Source organism: Achromobacter agilis (assembly GCF_900496965.1).
GTDB lineage: Bacteria > Pseudomonadota > Gammaproteobacteria > Burkholderiales > Burkholderiaceae_B > Achromobacter > Achromobacter agilis.
Genome location: NZ_UFQB01000007.1, coordinates 43386 through 63832, shown reverse-complemented (window position 1 = coordinate 63832; position 20447 = coordinate 43386). Strand labels below are relative to the sequence as shown.

Below are 20447 nucleotides of genomic sequence, written 5' to 3'. Positions count from 1 at the left end.
CCGCTCTGGAGAATTCAACGTGGTCCGTTTCGCTTCCACCAGGAAGTGCCGTGCGCGCAAGCAAGCACGGTTCTCAGTCGCGCCTTGCGCAATTGCCCTGACCCTGGGCATCGTCCATTCCGCTGGCGCGCATGCCCAATCCACGCCGGCGTCCGCCGGCCCGGCCCCGGATTCGCAGGGCGTGGCCCAGCTTCCCGCCGTGACCGTCAACGCGACGGCGGTGGACGATACGCTCGAACACCTGTCGGCGCCGGTGAACACCGGCGCGCTGGGCAACCGCAGCCAGCTGGAGACGCCGTTTTCCACCACCGTCGTGACGGCGGCGGATATCGAGGAGCGGCAGGTCAACAAGTTGGGCGACGTGTTCGCCCTGGACGCGTCGGTGACCGACAACAGCGCGTCCTACGGCGCGTGGGCGAGCTATCTCAGCGTGCGCGGCCTGCCCCTGGACTGGCAGAACTCCTACCGGATCGACGGCAAGCCGTTCCTGAGCTATGTCACGACCCTGCCTTATGAGCATTTCGAGCAGATCGATCTGCTCAAGGGGGCGTCGGGCTTCATGTACGGCTTCGGTTCGCCCGGCGGCCTGATCAACTATGTGACCAAGAAGCCGACCGACGAACCCGTGCGGACCATCGAACTGGGCTACGTGTCCAAGGGGCTGCTGCGCGAGCACGTGGACCTGGGCGGCCGCGTGGGCGAGGAGGGCCGGTTCGGCTACCGCCTCAATGCGACGCACGACGAAGGCAACACCTACAACGGCGGCTCGCTCTACCAGGACTCGGTGTCGCTGGCGCTGGACGCGCGCCTGACCGACAGGCTGACCTGGGATTTCCAGTCCATCTATCAGGACCGCAAGGCGATCCGCCAGGAACCGACCCTTTACGCGGGCATGATGGCGGGGTCCGAGCTGCCGTCGCCGGTGCGCAACGACAATGGCCTGATGGTGGGCGAGGGCCCGTACGCGGACAACAAGTTCCGCTTCTATTCGACCGGGCTGAAGTACCAGCTGTCCGACAACTGGACGGTGCGCACCGACTACAGCTACAGCTCCACGCGCACGCGCCGCAACGAGTCGGTGCTGTTCCTGCAGAACCAGGCCGGCGACTATGACGATTACCGCTCGGACTACGGCGAAGCGTATGCATACAACCAGTGGCAGGGCATGGTGGAAGGCCGCTTTGCCACCGGCCCCCTGAAGCACCAGGTGGTGGCGGGCGCGTCGTGGCAGAAGCAGAAGAACGACTACAGCTCCAACGGCGTCTATCAGTTGCAGGGCACGGGCAACCTGCGTTCGCAGAACACCAATACTTACTACAGCGAAGGCAGCCTGGACCTGTACCGCGCGGCCGAGATCACGCAGAAAGCGCTGTTCCTGAGCGACACGATCGACCTGACCGGCGGCTGGTCCGTGCTGGGCGGCCTGCGCTACACCAACTATGAACAGGTCGGCTTCGACGCCACCGGCGCGCGCGCCTCGAGCTACGACAAGAACGGGGTGCTCACGCCGACGCTGGCGCTGATGTACAACATCACGCCGCAGACGATGGCCTATGCGAGCTACATCGAATCGCTGGAGCCCGGCTCATCGGTCGGCAACACCTATGCAAACTTCGGCGAGCTGCTCGATCCGCTCAAGAGTAAGCAGTACGAACTGGGCATCAAGACCAACCAGGACGGTTGGGCGGCGACCGCGGCGCTGTTCCGGATCGAGAAGAAAGCGGAATACGCCAACGCGGCCAACGAGCTGGTGCAGGACGGAAAATCGATCTACCAGGGCCTGGAGTTGGGGGCGTCCACCCGCATCGCCACGAACTGGAACGTGGGCGGCAGCCTGATGTTCCTGGACACCGAATATAAAAAGGGGTCGAACTTCACGGGCAACCGCGTCGCGGGCGCGCCCAAGTTCGTCGCCGCGGCGCAGGTCGCCTACGCGGTGCCGCAACTGCCCGGCCTGAAGCTGCGCGCCGACGTGAAGTACACCGGCAGCACCATGCTGGGCGCGTCCAACAAGGTGGAGGTAGCGGACTACGCCATCGTCAACATCGGCGCCACGTACGACACGCGGATCTACGGTTACGAGACCACCTTCCGCGCCGGTATCAACAACCTGGCGGACAAGCGCTATTGGCTGTACCAGTCGTCGGATTACGTGAAGGCCGGCGATCCGCGCACCTATAGCCTGAGCGCCAGCCTCAAGTTCTAGGGGGGGCCAGGTCCCACACCCGGTCGGGCGTGAAGTCCTGCTGCTCGCCCTTCTTGGCGTAGCCCAGCGGGTTGGCAAGCACCCGGCAGCCGTCCTTCATATAGTCCTGCGGACAATGCAGGTGGCCGTGCAGCCAGTAGTCGGCCAGGGGCAGCAGGCGGTCGAGCGCATTGCAGAACCCCGCGGTGCCGGCGGTTACGCCATAGCGGGGATCCGCGCTGGCCAGGGTGGGCGCGAAGTGGGTGATCGCTACCGTGGGGCCGTCGAACGGCTCGTGCAGGGCGGCCTCCAGCCATTGCTGGCAGGCCAGCCCCTGCTCCCGCATCTGCTCGGCCATGAAGGGGGCGCCATGGCGGCGCATCTCCGCTTTTTCCAGATAGAAGTCCGCCGCGCGAAACGCCTTGGCGCGCTTCTTCAGCACCTCGCCCAGGGCATCGCCGTCGGCGGCGAGCGCGTCGAAATCCGTCCAGAGCGTGGTGCCGGCCAGGCGCATGCCGCCGATGACGAGCGTTTCGCGTTCCAGCCAAAGAATGTCCAGCTCGCGGCACAGTTCGCGCAGGCGGTCGTGCGTCTCGTCGAAGTCCAGGTTGTCGTATTCGTGATTGCCCGGCACGTACACCACGGGCGTGGGCCAGCCGTTGCGCGGCGAATAGCTGCCCAGGCCGAAGTCCGTTCCTTCCAGCCGGGACCCCCGCCGGTACGAGCCGATGTCCCCGGCCAGCACCAGCAGTTCGGCGCCGGGCGCGGGCCGGGCCAGGAACGTGGGATCGGTTTCGAGATGCAGGTCAGAGAGCAATTGGATTTTCATACGTGCAATCTTAGGCGACTGCGGCCATCGCCACCCCTGCGGGACCCTGCCTTTCCATGAGACACTTTCCCGGATCGACCGGGACAATGCTGGCGCGGGCGCCCGGACCGCAAAGACAGACTGGAGGAAATTCATGCGTATCGCGATCATGGCGGCAGCCGGCCTGATGCTGATGCAGGCGGCTGGCGCGCAGGCGCAGCCACAGCCGCAATTGCGGCCGATCGACTGCAGCAAGGCGGCCACGCAGACGGACATGAGCATGTGCGCCGATCAGGCGTACCGCAAGTCCGACGCCGATCTGAACGCTGCCTACAAGGAAGTGAACGCGCGCCTGAAGGACGACAAAACCGCGCTGACCCAGTTCCACGCCGCGCAGCGGGCCTGGCTGTTTTTCCGCGACGCGGAATGCGCCTTCGCGTCGGCGGGCACGTCGGGCGGCAGCGCCTATCCGATGGCGTTGAGCACCTGCCTGGACAAGCTGACGCAGGCGCGCACCAAGGAATTGCAGGCCTACCTGAAGTGCGAAGAGGGTGACCTGACTTGTCCGGTGCCGGGCAAACCGTAACGGCGATCCGGGAAGGCGACTGCATGGGCAACGGCAATTCCGGTCTGATTACGGACGGCGAGGGCGTGGCGCGCTGCTTCTGGCAGCCGTCCATGCCCGATTATCACGACCACGAATGGGGCCGTCCGGTGGCGGACGACCGCAGGCTGTACGAGAAGATCTGCCTGGAAGGCTTCCAGGCCGGGATGGCCTGGATCACCATACTGCGCAAGCGCGAAGCGTTCCGCGCCGCATTCGACGATTTCGATTTCGAACGCGTGGCGCGCTACACGGACCGCGACGTGGAACGCCTGATGGCCGATGCGGGCATCGTGCGCAACCGCAGCAAGATCCTGTCCGCCATCAACAATGCCCGGTGCGCGCGGGCCCTGGCCGACGAAACGGGTTCCCTGTCGGGCTGGCTATGGACGCATGAACCGCCGCCGCAGGACCGGCCCCCGGCGGTGGACCTGGACTACTGGAACAACAATCCGACCTCGGCCGCGTCCACGGCGTTGTCGCGCGCCCTGAAGAAGCGCGGTTGGACCTTCGTGGGGCCGACGACCATGTATGCGTTCATGCAGGCGGTGGGCATGGTCAACGACCATCTGGACGGCTGCGCCTGCCGCGAGGACATCGAACAGGCGCGGGCCGGCTTCAAGCGGCCGTCCTAGCGTGCCCGGGTGTGCGGGGCTTGAATTGGTTGCGGCTCGCAAGTATATTGGTTGCGAGTCGCAACTTTTTAGGCGCGCCATGGACCTGATCGATATTCCCTCCCAGTCCCGGGACAAGACCATCCAGGATTTGCGGGAGTTCTCCCGCAAGCTGGTTCGCGAACTGGGTTTCATGCGCACGTCGCTGGCCGGCAGCGAACTGGCGCCGTCGGCGGTTCACGCCATTATCGAAATCGGCTTGCAGCCGGGCATCCAGGCGCGCGACTTGGCGGCGATCCTGAGGCTGGACAAATCCAATACCAGCCGCCAGGTGGCCAAACTGGAGTCCGCCGGGCTGCTGACCCGTGAAACCGATAGCGATGACGCGCGCGCGTCGCGCCTGTACCTGAGCGAGGCAGGCCTCGAGCTGCGGGGGCGGATCGACCAGTTCGCCACCGACCAGGTGTCGCGCGCGCTCAGGCGGCTGGTTCCGGCCGACCAGGAATCGCTGATCCGCTTTCTTTCGCTCTACGCCGATGCCCTATCGCAAGAGAATCCCAACATGGCCCAGGCCGGGGAAGCAGGGGGTATCGAACCCCTGATCCGGGAAGGCTATGTGCCGGGCTGCATCGGCGACGTGGCCAGCCTGCATGCGCGGTATTACGCGCAGGCCTCGGGCTTCGGCGTGTATTTCGAACGCAAGGTCGCCACCGAGTTGGCGGCGTTCGCCGAAGGCCTGCCCGCGGCGGGCAGGAACCTATGGCTGTACGTGGACGGCGGCAGGGCATTGGCCTCGATCGTGATCGACGGCGACTTGGCCGCCCGCCAGGCGCATCTGCGCTGGTTCATCGTCGACGAGTCGCTGCGGGGAATGGGCGTGGGCCGCGCGCTGCTGGCGCGGGCCCTGGCGTTCGCCGATGCGCAGTATGACGAAACCTACCTCTGGACCTTCAAGGGGCTGGACGCGGCCAGGCATCTCTATGAAGCGGCCGGCTTCGGCTTGACGGACGAGTCGGAAGGCCGGCAATGGGGCCGCGTGGTGACGGAGCAACGCTTCGTGCGGCGCAACCCGGGCGCCGGGCCGCGCTGACACCTGGAAGGCGGGCTCGTCAGCCCGCCGTTTCGGCCTGCAGGCGGCCGAGGATGAAGCCGTCGACCGAGCTGGTGCGGCCGCGCCACAGCGTGGGCTGCCCGGCGATGGGCGTGCCGTCCGCGGTGAAGAACAAGGCGTCGGCCAGATGGATGTAGTTCGGCAGCGGATCGGCCGGCTGCGGTACGCGGAAGACGTCGCCCAATTCCGCCAGGGAGGCGTGCACGGCGTCGCGGGCGGCCACGTCCAGCGTGTTTAGCGACCCCGTGAAGCTGGCCGCGAAGCTATCGAAGTATTTCGCGCCCGACACGATCGAGCCCGACACGAGCATGCCGCCCATCTGCAGGGTGACGCCGATGCTTTCGATCTGGCTGCCGTTGTTGACCAGGTTGACCAGGAATTGCAGGAAGGCGTCGGCGTCGGGCGCGCCGCCGGCGCCCGGGTTGGCGTTGGGAACGTTGTTCATGGAGGGATTCTTGGGATGTTCTGGAAAGCAGCCAAGATACTCGAATTGCGGGCGAAATACGCGGGATGAAATAGGCCGAAAAACAGCCAGATTCGGCCCTTATCCCCCTGCTTCGGGAGCCGGCATTCTTTCCAGGCTGCGCGCCAGCCTTTCCGCCGCCAGCCGCAGGCGATCGCGCAGCGCCGCAGGCGCGAGGACCTCGAACTCCACGCCCAGCGCCATTAGCCAGTACACCAGCGCGTCCAGCGAATGCACGGGGCATTGCAGCAGGCACCGCGCGGCGTCCAGCGGTTCAATCTGGCCCGCGCCCGGCGGGATCCGCGCAGCCATGACGGCGCGCGGCGCATGCAGGATCACGCGCGCCGGTTCGGGGTGGGGCGCCATGTTCACCGCGCGCGACACGTAGGCGCGCAGGTCGCCGCCTTCGGGCGGCGGCCGCGGCGCGAAATGCGCGCCGATTTTCGGGGCGCCCGCGATGCGATCGATGCGAAAGGTGCGCCAGTCGTCGCGCGCCGGGTCCCAGGCCACCAGGTACCAGCGATACCCGGTATGCGCCAATCCTTGCGGTTCGACCAGCCGGGTGCTGGCCAGGCCCTTGCCGTCCGTGTAGTCGAAGCCGATCCGCATTTGGTCGCGGCAGGCGGCGGCAAGCGTGGCCAGCAGCGTGGCGTCGACGGCGGCGCCTTCGCGCGGCACCGGCACGATGGCCGAACGCAGGGCGTCCACCCGGCGCCGCAGGCGTTGCGGCATGGCCTGTTCCAGCTTTACCAGCGCCCGCAGCGCGGTTTCCTCGATGCCGCCGATCGTGCCCGTGGCCGCGGTGCGCAGCGTAAGCGCCACGGCCAGGGCTTCGTCATCGTCCAGCAGCAGGGGCGGCAGGGCGTGCCCGGCCCGAAAGGCGTAGCCGCCGGCCACGCCGCTGCTGGCATGGATGGGGTAGCCCAGCTCGCGCAGTTTGTCGATGTCGCGCCGCAGGGTGCGGGGGTGGATGGCCAGCGCCGCGGCCAGTTCGGTTCCGGCCCAATGGCGGCGGGTCTGCAGCAGCGACAGCAGGCGCAGGAGACGGTTGCTGGAAGTAAGCATCGGGGAACGATAACTTGTATCGAGGGCGGAATCTGTCCGCAATGGATTCTACAGTGGCTTCCGTCGTCGGCGGCACCGGCCGCGACGCCTGTCCCTTGATTGAATTGGAGATTTGCCCATGTCTATCGTCTTTTATTGGCACCCCATGTCCAGCGCGACCCCGGTGGCCTGCGCGCTTGCCGAACTGGCCGTGCCGCACGAGCGCGTCAAGGTGGATATCACGGCGGGGGAACAGCGCCGCCCGGCGTTCCTGGCGCTGAACCCGAACGGCAAGGTTCCCACGCTGACGGTGGATGGCGCTCCCCTGTTCGAAGCCCTGGCGATACAGCTGTGGCTGGGAGAGTGTTACGGCGTGGAGCGCGGCCTGTGGCCCGCCGCCGGCACGCCTGAACGCCTGCTGGCGATGTCATGGTGCGCCTGGTCCTATGTCAGCTACGGCGCGGCGGTAATGCGCCTGTATCTCGCCACGCAGGGCGAGGACGCGCCAGGCGGCGCCGAGGCGGAGCGCGTCCTGCGCGACGTGGATGCATTGCTGGAGGTGCTGGACGGCCATCTGTCGCGCCAGCCCTGGATGCTGGGCGCGGCCTATTCGCTGGCCGATCTGGTGGTCGGATCGGTGATCGGCTATAGCGCCTATCTGGGGGCAAGGGTGGCCTCGCATCCGCATGTGCAGGTCTGGCTGGGCAAGGTCCAGGCCAGGCCCGCCATGCAGATCGACGCGTAGGGACCCTGCACCGTTCCTACCAGCCCCAGCAGGTGCCTGCCGCCGGCTTGCCGCAGCTGCGGTAGTTCACGGCGAACCAGAGCTTGCCCGCGCCGCGCGGGGTGCCGTCGGCCTTGACGTCGTGGCGCGGCAGTTCTTCGAGGGTGTCGCGGGCCTTCTTGGTGGGCGAGCCGCTGGCCGCATTGGGCTCGAGTGCGATGCGGCCCAGGCTGGCGGCGTCGCGGTCGTCGTACACGATGTCGGTATCGGCCAGCGCGCCCATTTTCAGCGAAGCGTCGCGCACCGCGGCGGCGTAGCTGTCGTTCGCGCCGGCGGGAAGCAGGTCCTTGCCCAGGGTGCTGGGGGCGAGGATCTGCGCTGTGGTGGCGGGCGCGGCCATCAGGTACTGGTCCAGGGCGGGCAATTGGCCGCCCACGGCCTGGCGGCGCAGCCAGTCGCCCCACAGGAACTCGGCGAACTCGGGCAGATTGCCGTTGCCGTAGGCGATGTCGCGGGTGAAGTACACCAGCGAGCGGTAGCGGTCTTCCTGCATGCCGCCGGGTTCCTCGGCGCTGGCCAGACCGAGCCGGGAGGGCAGCTGGTCCACGGTAATCGGCTGGTTCTGGCCATCGCGCAGCCAGGTGCGCCGTTCATCGACCATGCGTTGCCAGAATGCCGACGCGCCGGCCAGGTTGCTGTAGTTGGCGTCCACCTTGACCCAGACCGGCAGCTTGGGGCCGCCGTCGAAGATGGCGCGCAGCGACGAGAACGTGTGGTGGCCGTCGGTCAGGTAGAGATTGCCGTCCCAGCCGACCACGACGGTCTTGAGGTTGGCGGCATGCGTGCCGGGCGCGTCCTTGCACGCAAAAGTGTCGGGCTGGTCCAGGCGGGCGGCGCGTGCTTCGGCGATGGTCTGGAAGGCCTGCTCGCGTTCGGTCCCGCCCATGTCTTCGCAATAGTCGTCGAATTTCTTGCCGACGGTCCGGTTCAGGTAGTCCAGTTGCAGCACGGGATCGGCCGCCCAGGTGGCGCGGTCGAAATCGCCTTGCCAGCGGCCCAGCTTGTAATAGATCTGGTCGTAGCCGATGGCGGCCTGGGTAGGGCGCAGTTCTTCGATGCGCACGCGGATGACGTCGCCCGCCTTGGTGTCCAGGTAGGCGGCATTGCGCGGCGGCGTCTGCGGGGTGGGCGGGGTTTCCGTGGCGGGGGGCGGTTCGACGGCCGCCGGGGGGTCGCTGACCGGCTCGTCGTCGTCGTCCCCGCCGCCGTTGCAGGCCGCCAGAGCCAGGGGCAGGAGGGCCGCCGCCAGCAGGCGCAGGAAGGCTTGCGGGCGGGCGCTGGGAAGAGAGAATCGCGAAAGCGGGGAGGTCGGGATCATCGGGCCGTTTTGGGATCTATGTTTCAAAAGGTAGCCGATGATGGGCTACCTGTGTTGCCGGGAGATTGCACTGGCCCGGATTTCCGCGGACCGTCGCCGCGAACGTGCAAGAATGCCCGCATGCCGCGGTCCGCCGTCGGGCCGATCGATCCACTTTCTGGAGATTCGCCATGCCTGCCGAAGATACCCGTTTGACCGATGCTGCCCTGATGCGCGAGGCCGTGGCCCTGGCGCGGGACAACATGCGCGGCGGCGGCCGCCCGTTCGGCGCGGTGGTTGCGTTCGAGGGGCAGGTGGTGGCGCGCGGCGTCAACGAGATCCTGGCCTCGCATGATCCCACCGCCCACGCCGAGATCCAGGCCATCCGGCACGCCAGTCGCGCGCTGGGCCGTCCGCGCCTGGACGGATGCGTGGTGTATGCCAGCGGGCATCCCTGCCCGATGTGCATGGCCGCCATGCATATGTGCGGAATCGCACGCGCGTTCTACGCCTATTCCAACGAGGACGGCGAGCCCTACGGCCTGTCGACCGCCGCCGTCTATGCGCAGATGGCGCTGCCGCCCGAAGGGCAATCCCTGCCGCTGCGCGCGCTGCGGCCCGACGGGGAAGACGGCCTGTACGCCGAATGGCAGGCCGCGGGCCGGCCATAGCGGGCTGGTGCCGGGGCGTTCAGTCTTTCCCGCGGTGTTGCGCGCGGTGCGCGGCCAGCAACAGGGCGGCGACCGCGAGCCAGGCCAGGGACAGGGGCCGCGGCGACTCGAAGGGCAGCCAGGAGGTGGCCGCCAGCCCCAGCCCAAGCAGGCTGTAGTAGGCCACGCCGAACAGGGCGCCGGCGCGTCCCAGGCAATGGCCATAGTGCTGCAGCGCCGGGCCCAGGAGGTTCGGGATGGCAAGCCCGTAGCCCGCGAACAGGGGTAGCGCGGCCAAGGCCCACAGTGGGCCAGGCGCAGGGTCGAGCAGAATGGCGGCCGCCTGAGCCGCTACGCCGGCCAGCACGCAGCGCAGCCCATACGCCACGCGTATCGCGGGCCCCGCGCCGCCCGGCAGGCGGCCATTGAACAGGGCGCCGAGGGTGCCGGCCAGGGCAACCGCCAGCCCGATCCAGCCGAAGCCCAGCCCGGGCAGCGGGCCCGTCATGAAGGGGCCCGCCGAATAGAACGAGAACACCAGCAGGTTCAGGCCGGCGACCTGCGCGGCGGCGCAGCGCAGCGAACGGTCGCCCAGCATCTGCCGGGCCAGGACGGGTAGCGCGACATGCCTGGCGGCGTCGCCGCGGGTCTCCCGCAGCAGCGCGATGCCGGCCAGCAGCGCCAGTCCGATGGCCAGCGCGATCGCCGCCAGCACGCCCTGGTAGCCCTGCCGGTTCGAGACCAATTGCCCGGCCAGCGGCCCGGCGGCGGGTGACCACGCCAGCACGGCGCCTAGCGTCACGAAGTAGCGGGTCAGCGGCTCGCCGCGCAGGCGGTCGCGCAGCAGCGTCTGCGTGGTGACGGAGCAGGTGGCAAGGCCCAGTGCCTGGATGAACCGCCCCAGCAGCACTATCTCGAACCGGGGCGCGAACAGCGCGCAGAGCGTTCCCGCCAGGCCGACCGCCAGTCCGCCCAGCAGCGCGGGCCGGCGGCCCCAGGCGTCCGCCAGGTGCCCCCACAGCAGCACGCCCACGGCGAAGCCCAGGAAGAAAATGCCCATGACGGACTGGGCGGCGCCCGCGTCCAGCCGCCAGTGGCGGGCGAGATCCGGCAGGGCGGGAGCAAGAATGGTTTCGGCGATCTGGGGCAGTGCCAGCAGCGCGATGATCAGGCCGCGCGGCGGCAGGCCGTCGCGCAGGCGGAGGGCAGGAGACATCATGGACCTGGAGCAAAAGGGCACTAGCGTATCCAGGCGAGAGCAAGCAAAATCACGATATCTAGCCAAAAAACATCGCATATCTGACATGCCGCACTATTCGCCAGATGCCGTTGCCGATCCGGACACGGCCGCCTGCCCCGTGGTGGGCATGGCCGTCGACACGCGCGCGCACGCCTCCGATTGGCATGCGCACCGGCGAGCGCAATTGCTCTACCAGGCGGAGGGCGGCGTCACGCTGTATCTGCCGGACCGCGTCGGCCAGTTGGCGCCGCTGCAGGCCGCGTGGCTGCCCGCGGGGTGCGCGCACCGCACCGCCATGCACGGCAGGTTTGCCTATCGCAGCCTGTATTTCGACGTGGCGGCCTATCCCGGGCTGCCCGTCGAACCGATGATCCTGGACGTGAATCCGCTCTTGCGCGAGCTGATTCTGCGCGTGACGCAGTGGCCAGCGGACGCGGCGCTGGACGCGGGCCAGGCGCGCATCGTGGACACGCTGCTCGACGAGCTGGCCGCGGCGCCAGCGGCGCCCCTGCACCTGCCCATGCCGCGCGACCGCCGGCTGGCGCCCATCGCGCGCGAGCTGCTGGCCAACCCGGCCTGCCCCTTGTCCATCGATGACTGGGCCGGCCGCGTGGGCGCCAGCGGCCGCACGCTGGCGCGGCTGTTCCTGGCCGAAACCGGCCTGCCGTTCGGCCGCTGGCGCACCCAGTGCCGCCTGCTGGCGGCGCGGGCCCGGTTGGCCGAAGGCGCGTCCGTGACCGCGGTGGCGCATGCGATGGGATACGCCAGCGACAGCGCGTTCATTGCCATGTACCGGCGCACTTACGGCGAACCCCCAGGACGAAAAAAGGCGCCGGCACGATCCTGATGCCGGCGCCCGGTACCGCGCGGATGCTTAGAACGTGTGACGCACGCCCACGCCCGCGGCCGTGCTCTTCAGGCCGTCGATGAAGGCGTAGTCCTTGCCGTACGAACCGTAGGCGTACAGGTTGGTGCGCTTGGAGATGTCGTAGGTGTAGCCCACGCTCCAGACGTTCATGTTGGTGTCGCCGCCGGTGAGTTTGTCGTTGTTCGGCGAGACGTGCTGCCACGAGGTGAACAGGCTGCCGGCGCCGCCGACGGGCAGGGTGGCGCCCAGCATGTAGGAGTTGGCCTTGAAGCCGTCCACGAAGCGGTTGGTGCCGAACTCGTCGCTGAACGGCGTGCCGGCGGGCAGGTCCTGGCCGACGAACCAGCCGTCGGTGGTGCGGCCGTAGGCGGCCGCCAGCTTGACCACTTCCAGGTCGTACGACACGCCCAGGGCATATTGGCGCGGGGTGGCGTCGTGGTCGATGGCGGCGCGGTTGGAGCCGTTGAGCTGGTCGTACGTCAGCGCGATGTTCAGCGGGCCTTGCACGTAGCGCAGGCCGGCGGTGATGCCGCGGGTGTTGTCGGCGGTGCGGAAACCGGTCTGGTCCGCAGTTGTGTCGTCCGCGTTGAAGGAATAGCCGACGCCCATCTCGAAACCGTTCACCGAGGGGGTGCGGTACATGACCATGTTGTCCCAGCGCATGGTGTTGGCGGCGCTGAAGCCCAGGCCCAGGTTGGATTGCGTGTAGCTGGTGTAGAACGGATCGATGTCGGCGAGGTAGTTCGAGCCGATGGTGGCCTGGCGCCCGAATTCCAGCGAGCCCCAGGCGTCGTTGGCGAGGCCGATGGTGGCCTGGCGTCCGAACAGGCGACCGGACTGCCCGCGCTGCCCGTTGGCGGAGTCGAAGCCGCTTTCCAGCTTGAATACCGCACGCAGGCCGTCGCCCAGATCTTCGGAACCGCGCAGGCCCCAACGGGAGCCGGCCTGGATGCCGTTGATCATGCCGAGCTTGCTACCGCTGTAGCCATCGCCCTTGATCTTGTTGTAGCCAATGCCGGTGTCGATGACACCATAGAGAGTGACCGACGTTTCTGCCTGAGCGACGCCTGCAAAAGTGGTGAACATTGCGGCTGCGAGCAACGTCTTTTTCATCCGGGAGGACTCCTGTAGAAGGGTTGAAAAAACAAAAAGGGAACACCACGCAGCGCATAGCGCCAAGTGGTGTTCCCAGCCTTCATTGTAGGACACCGGCCTTGGCCGGCGGATTCAGCCCTTACGGCGAGCGCGCTTTTCCTCGCGCACGAAGATGAACGCGCCAACCAGCACCATGGCCGCCAGCGCATACCAGGTGATGGCGTACACCAGGTGATTGTTGGGGAACGTCAGCACCGTCAGGCCGCCGACGGGGGCCTTGCGGGCATCGCGTGCGCCATCCACGGCGTCCGCATCGATGAAGTACGGCGCCACGTCCGCCAAGCTGCGCGCGGCGGCGATCGCGGGAAGGTCGCGCGAGTACCAGAGGTTGGCCGCGGGATCGTTGTTGCGCAGGAAGCCGCTGCCCGGCTCGCCCATGCGCAGCAGGCCCGTCACGCTGGCCTGCGCGGACGGTTGCGCCGCATCCGCCTGGCCCTTGCGCCATTCCGGCAGCACGAAGCCGCGGTTGACCAGCACCGTGCCGCCGTCGGCAAGCTGCAAGGGCGTCATGACCCAATAGCCGCTGCCCAGTTCGGTCGCCGCCTGCACCAGCGTCTGGCGGTTGTATTGATAGACGCCGGTGACCGAGACGCGGCGGTATTCGGCGTTGTCGGAGGTCAGCGCGGACCATTCCCCGCGGCCCGGGGCCGGCGTGGCGGGCGCATGGGCGCGCGCGTCGACCTGCGCGATCAGGGCGTGCTTCCAGGCCAGGCGATGCACCTGCCAGGTGCCCAGGGCGCACAGGCCCGCGAAAATGGCGACGGCAACCACCCCCAGGATGACCAGGGTGGTTGCGCTGCGCGGATTACGGGGGGGGTCGCCGGAAGAAGATTCTTTTACTGCGGGCATCAGGGCATTTTGCGCATGTCGTGGGTGGACATGGGCATCATATTGGAGTTCAAGTGATACATGATCCAGATGGATCCGCTGAGCGTAATGACGACCAGCACCAGCGTGAATATTAACGCCAACATGTTCCAGCCGCTTTCCGACTTGGTGTCCATGTGCAGGAAGTAGACGATATGGACCACGATCTGCACCACGGCGAACGCCAGGATCACCAGCGCGGTGGTGCGCGAATCCGCGAAGACCCGCTCCATGACCAGCCAGAACGGAATGGCGGTCAGGATGGCCGCCAGCACGAAGCCGGTCATGTAGCTCTTGAGCGTGCCGTGGGCGGCGCCATCGTCGTCGTCATGGTGCCCGTCGTGGCCGCCCGGATGGGCCAGGTGATCCGTATGCGCGGTCATGGCAGGACTCCCATGAGATAGACAAAGGTGAACACGCCGACCCAGATCAGGTCCAGGAAGTGCCAGAACATGGACAGGCACATCAGGCGGCGGCGGTTTTCGGGGATCAGGCCATGCATCTGCACCTGGATCATCATCGTCACCAGCCACACGATGCCGAAGGTGACGTGCAGCCCGTGCGTGCCGACCAGCGTGAAGAAGGACGACAGGAAGGCGCTGCGCTGCGGGCCCGCGCCCTGGTGGATCAGGTGCGCGAATTCGTAGAGTTCCAGCGACAGGAAGCCCAGGCCGAGAATGCCCGTCACGGCCAGCCAGAGCTGCGTGGCGCCGATGCGGTTGCGCCGCATCTCCAGCATGGCGAAGCCGTAGGTGATCGATGACAGAAGCAGCAGCGAGGTGTTCACCGCCACCAGCGGCAGGTCGAACAGGTCGGCGCCCGACGGGCCCGCCGCGTAGTTGCGGCCCAGCACGCCGTAGGTGGCGAACAGGCAGGCGAAGATGAGGCAGTCGCTCATCAGGTATACCCAGAAACCCAGCAGCGTGCCGTTCTTGGGATGGTGTTCGCCCGGAACGTGGAATATGGGCTCCGAGGACGGCGTCGCGCCGCCGGGCAGGGTGGGGGCGAGGGTATCAGACATTATTTTTCACCAACAATTGCGTGCGGGCGTCTTCCGTGCGCACGACCTCGTCGGCGGGCACGTAGTAATCGCGCTTGTAGTTGAAGGTATGAACGATGGATACCAGGATCAGCGCCGCGAACGACAGCACCGCCAGCGGCCACATGTGCCAGATCAACGCAAAACCCATTACCACGCTGATGCCTGCCAGCACGATGCCCGCCCACGTGTTCTTGGGCATGTGGATGGGGATGAAGCCCTGCTGCGGCCGCTGGTAGCCGTGCTGCTTCATCTGCCACCAGGCGTCCAGGTCGTGCACGCGCGGCGTGAAGGCAAAGTTGTAGTTGGGCGGCGGCGAGGATGTGGACCATTCCAGGGTCCGGCCGTCCCAGGGGTCGCCGGTTTCGTCGCGCAGCGACTCGCGGCGGCGGTAGCTCACCACCAGCTGGATCAGGAAGCTGGCGATGCCGCAGGCGATCAGCAGCGCGCCGAAGGCCGCCACCTGGAACCAGATCTGCAGCGACATATCCTCGAAGTGGTTGACGCGGCGCGTCACGCCCATCAGCCCGAGCACATACAGCGGCATGAAGGCGACATAAAAGCCCACCAGCCAGAACCAGAATGAGCACTTGCCCCAGAAGGGATCGAGCCGGTAGCCGAAGGCCTTGGGGAACCAGTACGTGATGCCCGCCATCAGGCCGAAGAGCACGCCGCCGATGATCACGTTATGGAAGTGCGCGATCAGGAACAGGCTGTTGTGCAGGGCGAAGTCGGCGGGCGGCACGGCCAGCAGCACGCCCGTCATGCCGCCGATCACGAAGGTCACCATGAAACCCACCGTCCACAGCATGGGGACCTCGAAGCGGATGCGGCCGCGGTACATCGTGAACAGCCAGTTGAATATCTTGGCGCCCGTCGGGATCGAGATGATCATGGTCGTGATCCCGAAGAACGAGTTCACGCTGGCCCCGGACCCCATGGTGAAGAAGTGGTGCAGCCACACCAGGTACGACAGCACCGTGATCACGACCGTGGCGTACACCATCGAGGCATAGCCGAACAGACGCTTGCGGCTGAAGGTGGAAACCACCTCGGAGAAGATGCCGAAGGCGGGAAGGATCAGGATATAGACCTCGGGGTGGCCCCAGATCCAGATCAGGTTCACGTACATCATGGCGTTGCCGCCGAAGTCCGCCGTGAAGAAGTTGGTGCCGACGTAGCGGTCCATGGACAGCAGGGCCAGCACCGCGGTGAGGACCGGGAAGGCCGCCACGATCAGCACGTTGGTGCACAGCGCCGTCCAGGTGAAGATGGGCATGCGCATCATGCTCATGCCGGGGGCGCGCATCTTGACGATGGTGACCAGCAGGTTGACGCCGGATAGCAGGGTTCCCACCCCCGCTATCTGCAATGCCCAGATGTAATAGTCCACGCCCACATCCGGACTGCTCGCGATGCCGGATAACGGTGGATAGGCGAGCCAGCCGGTGCGCGCGAACTCGCCCACGAAAAGCGACATCATGACCAGTATCACGCCGCCGGTCGTCATCCAGAAGCTGAAATTGTTCAGGAACGGGAAGGCCACGTCGCGCGCGCCGATCTGCAGGGGAACGATGTAGTTCATGAGGCCCGTGACCAGCGGCATGGCCACGAAGAAGATCATGATCACGCCGTGCGCGGTGAAGATCTGGTCGTAGTGGTGGGGAGGCAGGTAGCCCGTCGAATCGCCGAACGCCACGGCCTGCTGCAAGCGCATCATGATGGCGTCGGCGAAGCCGCGCAGCAGCATCACGATGCCAAGCACGACATACATGATGCCGATCTTCTTGTGGTCGATGCTGGTGAACCATTCGTGCCACAAGTAGCCCCACTTGCGGTAGTACGTGATCGCGCCCAGAACCGCGATGCCGCCGATCGCCACCACGATGAAGGTGGCGAGAAGGATCGGCTCGTGGAACGGAATGGCGTCCCAGGTCAGTCGACCGAAGATCAGCTTGGTGAGGTCTGGTTGATCAGGCATCTCGATTCCACCATAAAGACCAGGATTTCATGAAGTCCGCGCCGCATCCGCACCGCCGCTGCCGCAACCCGCTACAGCACCAGTCCCTGCGTGGCCGTGCACATCGCGCCCACGTATTTGCGCGCCGGCGCGCCGTCGAGCCCCAGGCGCTGCCGCGTTTCCGGGTCCAGGGTCGTGACGTTGAGCGCGCCGGGGATGCCCATGCCGCCCTGCGCGTCGATGGCCATCGCATCGCGCATGCACATCCGGTTGGGTTCCACGCAGCGGTTCACAACCGCTTCGAACAGGCCGGGCGCGACGGACGCGTAGCGCTGGACGGGATTGCGTTCGCTGGGCTGTTCCAGCTTCAGGTAGGTGTCGCGGCTGAGCGCGGCGCCGGAAGCGCGCGCGTCGGCCACCCATTTGTCGAAGCCCTGCTGGTCCAGGCCATGGAACTTGAAGCGCATGCCGGAGAAGCCGGAGCCGCTGTAGTTGGCGGACAGGCCTTCATATTCGCCGGGATGGTTGATGACGGCATGCAGCGTTGTCTGCATGCCGGGCATGGCGTAGATCTGCCCCGCCAGCGCGGGGACGAAGAAGGAATTCATCACCGTCGACGAGGTGATCTTGAACTGGATCGGGCGGTCGACGGGGGCTGCCATTTCGTTCACGGCCGCGATGCCCTGTTCGGGGTAGACGAACAGCCATTTCCAGTCCAGCGCCACCACTTCGACCACCAGCGGCTTAGTGTCGGGAGGCACTTCGCGGCCTTCCGACAGGCGCGCGAGCGGGCGGTAGGGGTCGAGCTGGTGCGTGCTGACCCAGGTCAGGGCGCCAAGCGCGATGATGATAAGGAGCGGCGCGGCCCAGATCAGGAGCTCCAGCATGGTGGAGTGGTTCCATTCCGGATCGTAGCGGGCGGTCTTGTTGCTGGCGCGGTAGCGCCACGCGAACAGCAAGGTGAGGATGATGACCGGGACGATGATGAGCAGCATCAAGCCGGTCGAGATGAGGATCAGGTTCCGCTGCTGCACGGCCACGTCGCCCGAGGGCGAGAGCAGCACCGCATTGCATCCGGTGAGCAATGGCAGGGCGGTAAACAGGATCAATCCGCGGAGCCTTGGGAAGGACGGCATGACCATACCCCGAAACGTAACCGTGGGAAGTAAACGCAACACTACGCTGGAAGCCGCGAAAAATCTAGGGTAAAAAGAACAAAAATATGCGGGGCAAGGCATGCGGACCAGGGCTGCATCCCAGGAATGGGGCGGCTCTGCGCAAGACGGGCTCTCCGCGTACAGGTGTGTTGCAGGATCGTAGACAAGGCGTATTTCGAACCTCCTTCAGCGAGCAATCACATGGCGACCACCACGCAATATCCGGGCCACGCTCCTTCATTTCCCCAACCGCCCGCGGCGGGCGGCGGCAGCCACGCCAAGGTGGCGCCGGGCGAAATCGCGGTGGGCGTGGTGGTTGGCCGGGCCTCCGAATACTTCGATTTCTTCGTCTTCGGGATCGCCTGCGTGCTGGTGTTTCCGCAGGTCTTCTTCCCCTTCGAAGCGCCGCTGGAAGGCACGCTCTGGTCCTTCGTCATTTTCTCGTTCGCCTTCATCATGCGGCCCATCGGCACCGCGCTGTCGATGGCCGTGCAGCGACGTTGGGGCCGCGCAACGAAGCTGACCATCGCGTTGTTCCTGCTTGGCACGGCCACGGTGGGCATGGCGTTTTTGCCGAGCTACAACGCCATCGGCGTGCACGCCATCGTCCTGCTGTCGGCCTTCCGCTGCCTGCAGGGGCTGGCGCTGGGCGGGTCCTGGGACGGTCTGCCATCGCTGCTGGCGTTGAACGCGCCGCCCAACCGCCGCGGCTGGTACGCGATGCTGGGCCAGCTGGGCGCGCCCGTGGGCTTCATGGTGGCCAGCGCGCTGTTCCTGTTCCTGCACGTGACGCTGACGCAAGCCGACTTCCTCGAATGGGGCTGGCGCTATCCGTTCTTCGTGGCGTTCGCCATCAACGTGGTCGCCCTGTTCGCGCGGCTGCGCCTGGTCGTCACCGAGGAATACACGCAGCTGCTCGAAGAAGGCGAACTCGAACCCATCAGCACCGGCCAGATGGTGCGCGAACAAGGCTACAACCTCTTCATCGGCGCGTTCGCCGCGCTGGCCAGCTATGCCTTGTTCCACCTGGTCACGGTGTTCCCGCTGTCATGGATCGCCGTCAGCGCCACGCAGCAGATTCCAGACGTGCTGATCGTGCAGATCATCGGCGCGGCGCTGGGCATCCTCGGCACCATCGCCTCGGGATGGCTGGCCGACCGCATCGGCCGGCGTACCACGCTCGGCCTGCTGGCGGCGCTGATCGCGGTGTTCGCCCTGTTCACGCCGTGGCTGCTGGGCGGCGGGCCGAAGGCGCAGGACGCGTTCATCCTGGTGGGGTTCGTGCTGCTGGGGCTGTCCTACGGCCAGGCGTCGGGCACCGTCACCGCCAATTTCACCCGGCGCTTCCGCTACACCGGCGCGGCGCTCACCTCCGATATGGCATGGCTGATCGGCGCGGCGTTCGCGCCCCTCGTGGCCCTGGGCCTGTCGGCGCGCTTCGGGCTGGTCGCGGTCAGCATCTACTTGCTGTCGGGCGCGGCTTGCACGTTGCTCGCGCTGCGCATCAACAAGGTCCTGGAAACGCGGGACTAAAAAAAAGGCCGCGCTGTCCGCCAGCGCGGCCCGGCCGTGGCGGCCGGCTAGCGCACCGGCCAGCCGTACATCAAGCCGCCGTCGCGCCATTGCGCGTTCAGCGCGCGCGGCAGTTGCATCGGGCTGCTCATGCCCAGGTTGCGCTCATAGCTCTCGCCATAGTTGCCCACCTGTTTGACGATGTTGTAGGCCCAGCGGTCGTCCACGCCCATGTTGCGGCCCATGCCGGGCGTGACGCCCAGGATGCGCTGCACGTTGGGATTATTGACCTTCAGCTGCGCGTCGACGTTCGAGGAAGAAATGCCGAACTCTTCGGCCTCCAGCATGGCGTAGAACGACCACCGCACGACGTTGATCCAGTTGTCGTCGCCCTGGCGCACCATGGGGCCCAGCGGGCTCTTGGAAATGTTTTCCTGCAGGATCTCATAGCTGCCGGGGTTTTCCAGCGTCATGCGCGTGGCGGCCAGCTGCGACTTGTCGGAGGTGAAGGCGTCGCAGCGCCCGGCGGCAAAAGCCCGCACGATTTCATCGTATTTTTCGATGACCACCGGCTTGAAGTGCAGCGAGCGGGAACGGAACCAGTCGGCCAGGTCGAGTTCGGTTACGGTGCCGGGCTGCACGCAGATCGTGGCGCCGTCCAGTTCCTTCAATGCCTTGATCCCCAGCTTGCGCGCCACCATCACGCCCTGGCTGTCGTAGTAGTTGACCGCCACGCTCAGCAGGCCCAGCGTGGTGTCGCGCGCCATCGTGGGCGTGACGTTGCGTGTCAGCACGTCAACCTCGCCGGACTGCAGCGCGGTGAATCGCGCCTGCGTCGTAAGCGGCGTCAGGCGGAATTTCGTCGCATCGTTGAACACGGCCGCCGCGATTGCGCGGCACATGTCCACGTCCAGCCCGTGCCAGACGCCTTTGCTGTCCGGGGCGGAGAAGCCCTGGATGCCGGTCGAGACGCCGCATTGCAGGTATCCCCGTTTCTTGACCGCGTCGAGCGTGGGGCCGGCGAGCGCCTGGCTGGATACGGCGGCAAGCGCCAGGGCGCAGATGGCGAGTTTGCGTTGCGGCATGTCG

General features: G+C 66.6%; 20 protein-coding genes. 8 read left to right on the top strand and 12 right to left on the bottom strand.

Annotation, left to right across the window (positions count from 1 at the left end; all coding sequences use genetic code 11):
- The first annotated feature begins 91 nt into the window (after positions 1-91).
- Positions 92-2206, top strand: coding sequence for a TonB-dependent siderophore receptor (locus tag AGI3411_RS10670; protein WP_244240327.1), 2115 nt, complete (start codon positions 92-94; stop codon positions 2204-2206).
- On the opposite strand, the gene AGI3411_RS10665 is transcribed toward AGI3411_RS10670, so the two are convergent.
- On the bottom strand, positions 2196-3014 hold the full coding sequence (locus tag AGI3411_RS10665; protein ID WP_129527344.1) for a metallophosphoesterase: 819 nt from the start codon (positions 3012-3014) through the stop codon (positions 2196-2198). The two genes, AGI3411_RS10670 and AGI3411_RS10665, sit on opposite strands and share 11 nt — an antisense overlap.
- 133 nt (positions 3015-3147) lie before the next feature.
- On the opposite strand from AGI3411_RS10665, the gene AGI3411_RS10660 reads away from it, so the two are divergent.
- The 3 genes from AGI3411_RS10660 (at position 3148) to AGI3411_RS10650 (ending at position 5301) form a co-directional block, all read left to right on the top strand.
- Entirely contained in the window at positions 3148-3579 is a 432-nt protein-coding gene (locus AGI3411_RS10660) for a lysozyme inhibitor LprI family protein (RefSeq protein WP_129527343.1), read from the top strand.
- Positions 3580-3602: 23 nt separating this feature from the next.
- The gene (locus tag AGI3411_RS10655) at positions 3603-4232 is read left to right on the top strand and encodes a DNA-3-methyladenine glycosylase I (protein WP_129527342.1); all 630 of its coding nucleotides are present in this window, start codon (positions 3603-3605) and stop codon (positions 4230-4232) included.
- 79 nt (positions 4233-4311) lie between these two features.
- The gene (locus AGI3411_RS10650) at positions 4312-5301 is read left to right on the top strand and encodes a bifunctional helix-turn-helix transcriptional regulator/GNAT family N-acetyltransferase (RefSeq protein ID WP_129527341.1); all 990 of its coding nucleotides are present in this window, start codon (positions 4312-4314) and stop codon (positions 5299-5301) included.
- 19 nt (positions 5302-5320) lie between these two features.
- Here the strand turns inward: AGI3411_RS10650 and AGI3411_RS30250 are convergent, their stop codons facing one another.
- Entirely contained in the window at positions 5321-5767 is a 447-nt protein-coding gene (locus tag AGI3411_RS30250) for a gas vesicle protein (RefSeq protein WP_208748058.1), read from the bottom strand.
- A gap of 99 nt (positions 5768-5866) precedes the next feature.
- Positions 5867-6850, bottom strand: coding sequence for a helix-turn-helix transcriptional regulator (locus tag AGI3411_RS10640; protein ID WP_129527340.1), 984 nt, complete (start codon positions 6848-6850; stop codon positions 5867-5869).
- A 118-nt stretch (positions 6851-6968) separates the two neighbouring features.
- Here AGI3411_RS10640 and AGI3411_RS10635 point away from each other — a divergent pair, with 118 nt between their 5' ends.
- Positions 6969-7574 carry a glutathione S-transferase family protein gene (locus AGI3411_RS10635; RefSeq protein ID WP_129527339.1) on the top strand — a complete coding sequence of 202 codons (606 nt, stop codon included), beginning with the start codon at positions 6969-6971 and terminating at the stop codon, positions 7572-7574.
- A 16-nt stretch (positions 7575-7590) separates the two neighbouring features.
- On the opposite strand, the gene AGI3411_RS10630 is transcribed toward AGI3411_RS10635, so the two are convergent.
- The gene (locus AGI3411_RS10630; RefSeq protein ID WP_129527338.1) at positions 7591-8931 is read right to left on the bottom strand and encodes a ParB/Srx family N-terminal domain-containing protein; all 1341 of its coding nucleotides are present in this window, start codon (positions 8929-8931) and stop codon (positions 7591-7593) included.
- A gap of 170 nt (positions 8932-9101) precedes the next feature.
- Here AGI3411_RS10630 and AGI3411_RS10625 point away from each other — a divergent pair, with 170 nt between their 5' ends.
- Positions 9102-9581, top strand: coding sequence for a nucleoside deaminase (locus tag AGI3411_RS10625; protein ID WP_208748056.1), 480 nt, complete (start codon positions 9102-9104; stop codon positions 9579-9581).
- 19 nt (positions 9582-9600) lie between these two features.
- On the opposite strand, the gene AGI3411_RS10620 is transcribed toward AGI3411_RS10625, so the two are convergent.
- Positions 9601-10779: an MFS transporter gene (locus AGI3411_RS10620; RefSeq protein ID WP_244240313.1), complete on the bottom strand. Its 1179-nt coding sequence runs from the start codon at positions 10777-10779 to the stop codon at positions 9601-9603.
- An 85-nt stretch (positions 10780-10864) separates the two neighbouring features.
- On the opposite strand from AGI3411_RS10620, the gene AGI3411_RS10615 reads away from it, so the two are divergent.
- A complete protein-coding gene (locus AGI3411_RS10615) occupies positions 10865-11647 on the top strand; it encodes an AraC family transcriptional regulator (protein WP_129527336.1) in 783 nt (260 codons plus the stop codon).
- 27 nt (positions 11648-11674) lie between these two features.
- On the opposite strand, the gene AGI3411_RS10610 is transcribed toward AGI3411_RS10615, so the two are convergent.
- The 6 genes from AGI3411_RS10610 to cyoA all read right to left on the bottom strand — a co-directional run bounded on the left by AGI3411_RS10610 (position 11675) and on the right by cyoA (position 17825).
- Positions 11675-12781 (bottom strand): porin, encoded by a 1107-nt coding sequence (locus AGI3411_RS10610; protein WP_129527335.1) that lies wholly within the window; start codon positions 12779-12781, stop codon positions 11675-11677.
- A 114-nt stretch (positions 12782-12895) separates the two neighbouring features.
- Positions 12896-13672: an SURF1 family protein gene (locus tag AGI3411_RS10605; RefSeq protein ID WP_129527334.1), complete on the bottom strand. Its 777-nt coding sequence runs from the start codon at positions 13670-13672 to the stop codon at positions 12896-12898.
- The gene (cyoD, locus tag AGI3411_RS10600) at positions 13672-14073 is read right to left on the bottom strand and encodes a cytochrome o ubiquinol oxidase subunit IV (RefSeq protein WP_129527333.1); all 402 of its coding nucleotides are present in this window, start codon (positions 14071-14073) and stop codon (positions 13672-13674) included. The genes AGI3411_RS10605 and cyoD overlap by 1 nt, the downstream gene beginning before the upstream one ends.
- Positions 14070-14711 (bottom strand): cytochrome o ubiquinol oxidase subunit III, encoded by a 642-nt coding sequence (gene cyoC / locus AGI3411_RS10595; RefSeq protein WP_129527332.1) that lies wholly within the window; start codon positions 14709-14711, stop codon positions 14070-14072. Before cyoC ends, cyoD begins: the two co-directional genes overlap by 4 nt.
- Positions 14704-16710 carry a cytochrome o ubiquinol oxidase subunit I gene (gene cyoB, locus AGI3411_RS10590; protein ID WP_129527331.1) on the bottom strand — a complete coding sequence of 669 codons (2007 nt, stop codon included), beginning with the start codon at positions 16708-16710 and terminating at the stop codon, positions 14704-14706. Before cyoB ends, cyoC begins: the two co-directional genes overlap by 8 nt.
- A 71-nt stretch (positions 16711-16781) precedes the next feature.
- A complete protein-coding gene (gene cyoA / locus AGI3411_RS10585; RefSeq protein ID WP_129527330.1) occupies positions 16782-17825 on the bottom strand; it encodes a ubiquinol oxidase subunit II in 1044 nt (347 codons plus the stop codon).
- Between the two features lie 222 nt (positions 17826-18047).
- Here cyoA and AGI3411_RS10580 point away from each other — a divergent pair, with 222 nt between their 5' ends.
- Complete coding sequence (locus tag AGI3411_RS10580) at positions 18048-19379, top strand: MFS transporter (RefSeq protein WP_129527329.1); 1332 nt, start codon at positions 18048-18050, stop codon at positions 19377-19379.
- 47 nt (positions 19380-19426) lie between these two features.
- Here the strand turns inward: AGI3411_RS10580 and AGI3411_RS10575 are convergent, their stop codons facing one another.
- A complete protein-coding gene (locus AGI3411_RS10575) occupies positions 19427-20443 on the bottom strand; it encodes an amino acid ABC transporter substrate-binding protein (RefSeq protein ID WP_129527328.1) in 1017 nt (338 codons plus the stop codon).
- Positions 20444-20447 lie beyond the last annotated feature (4 nt).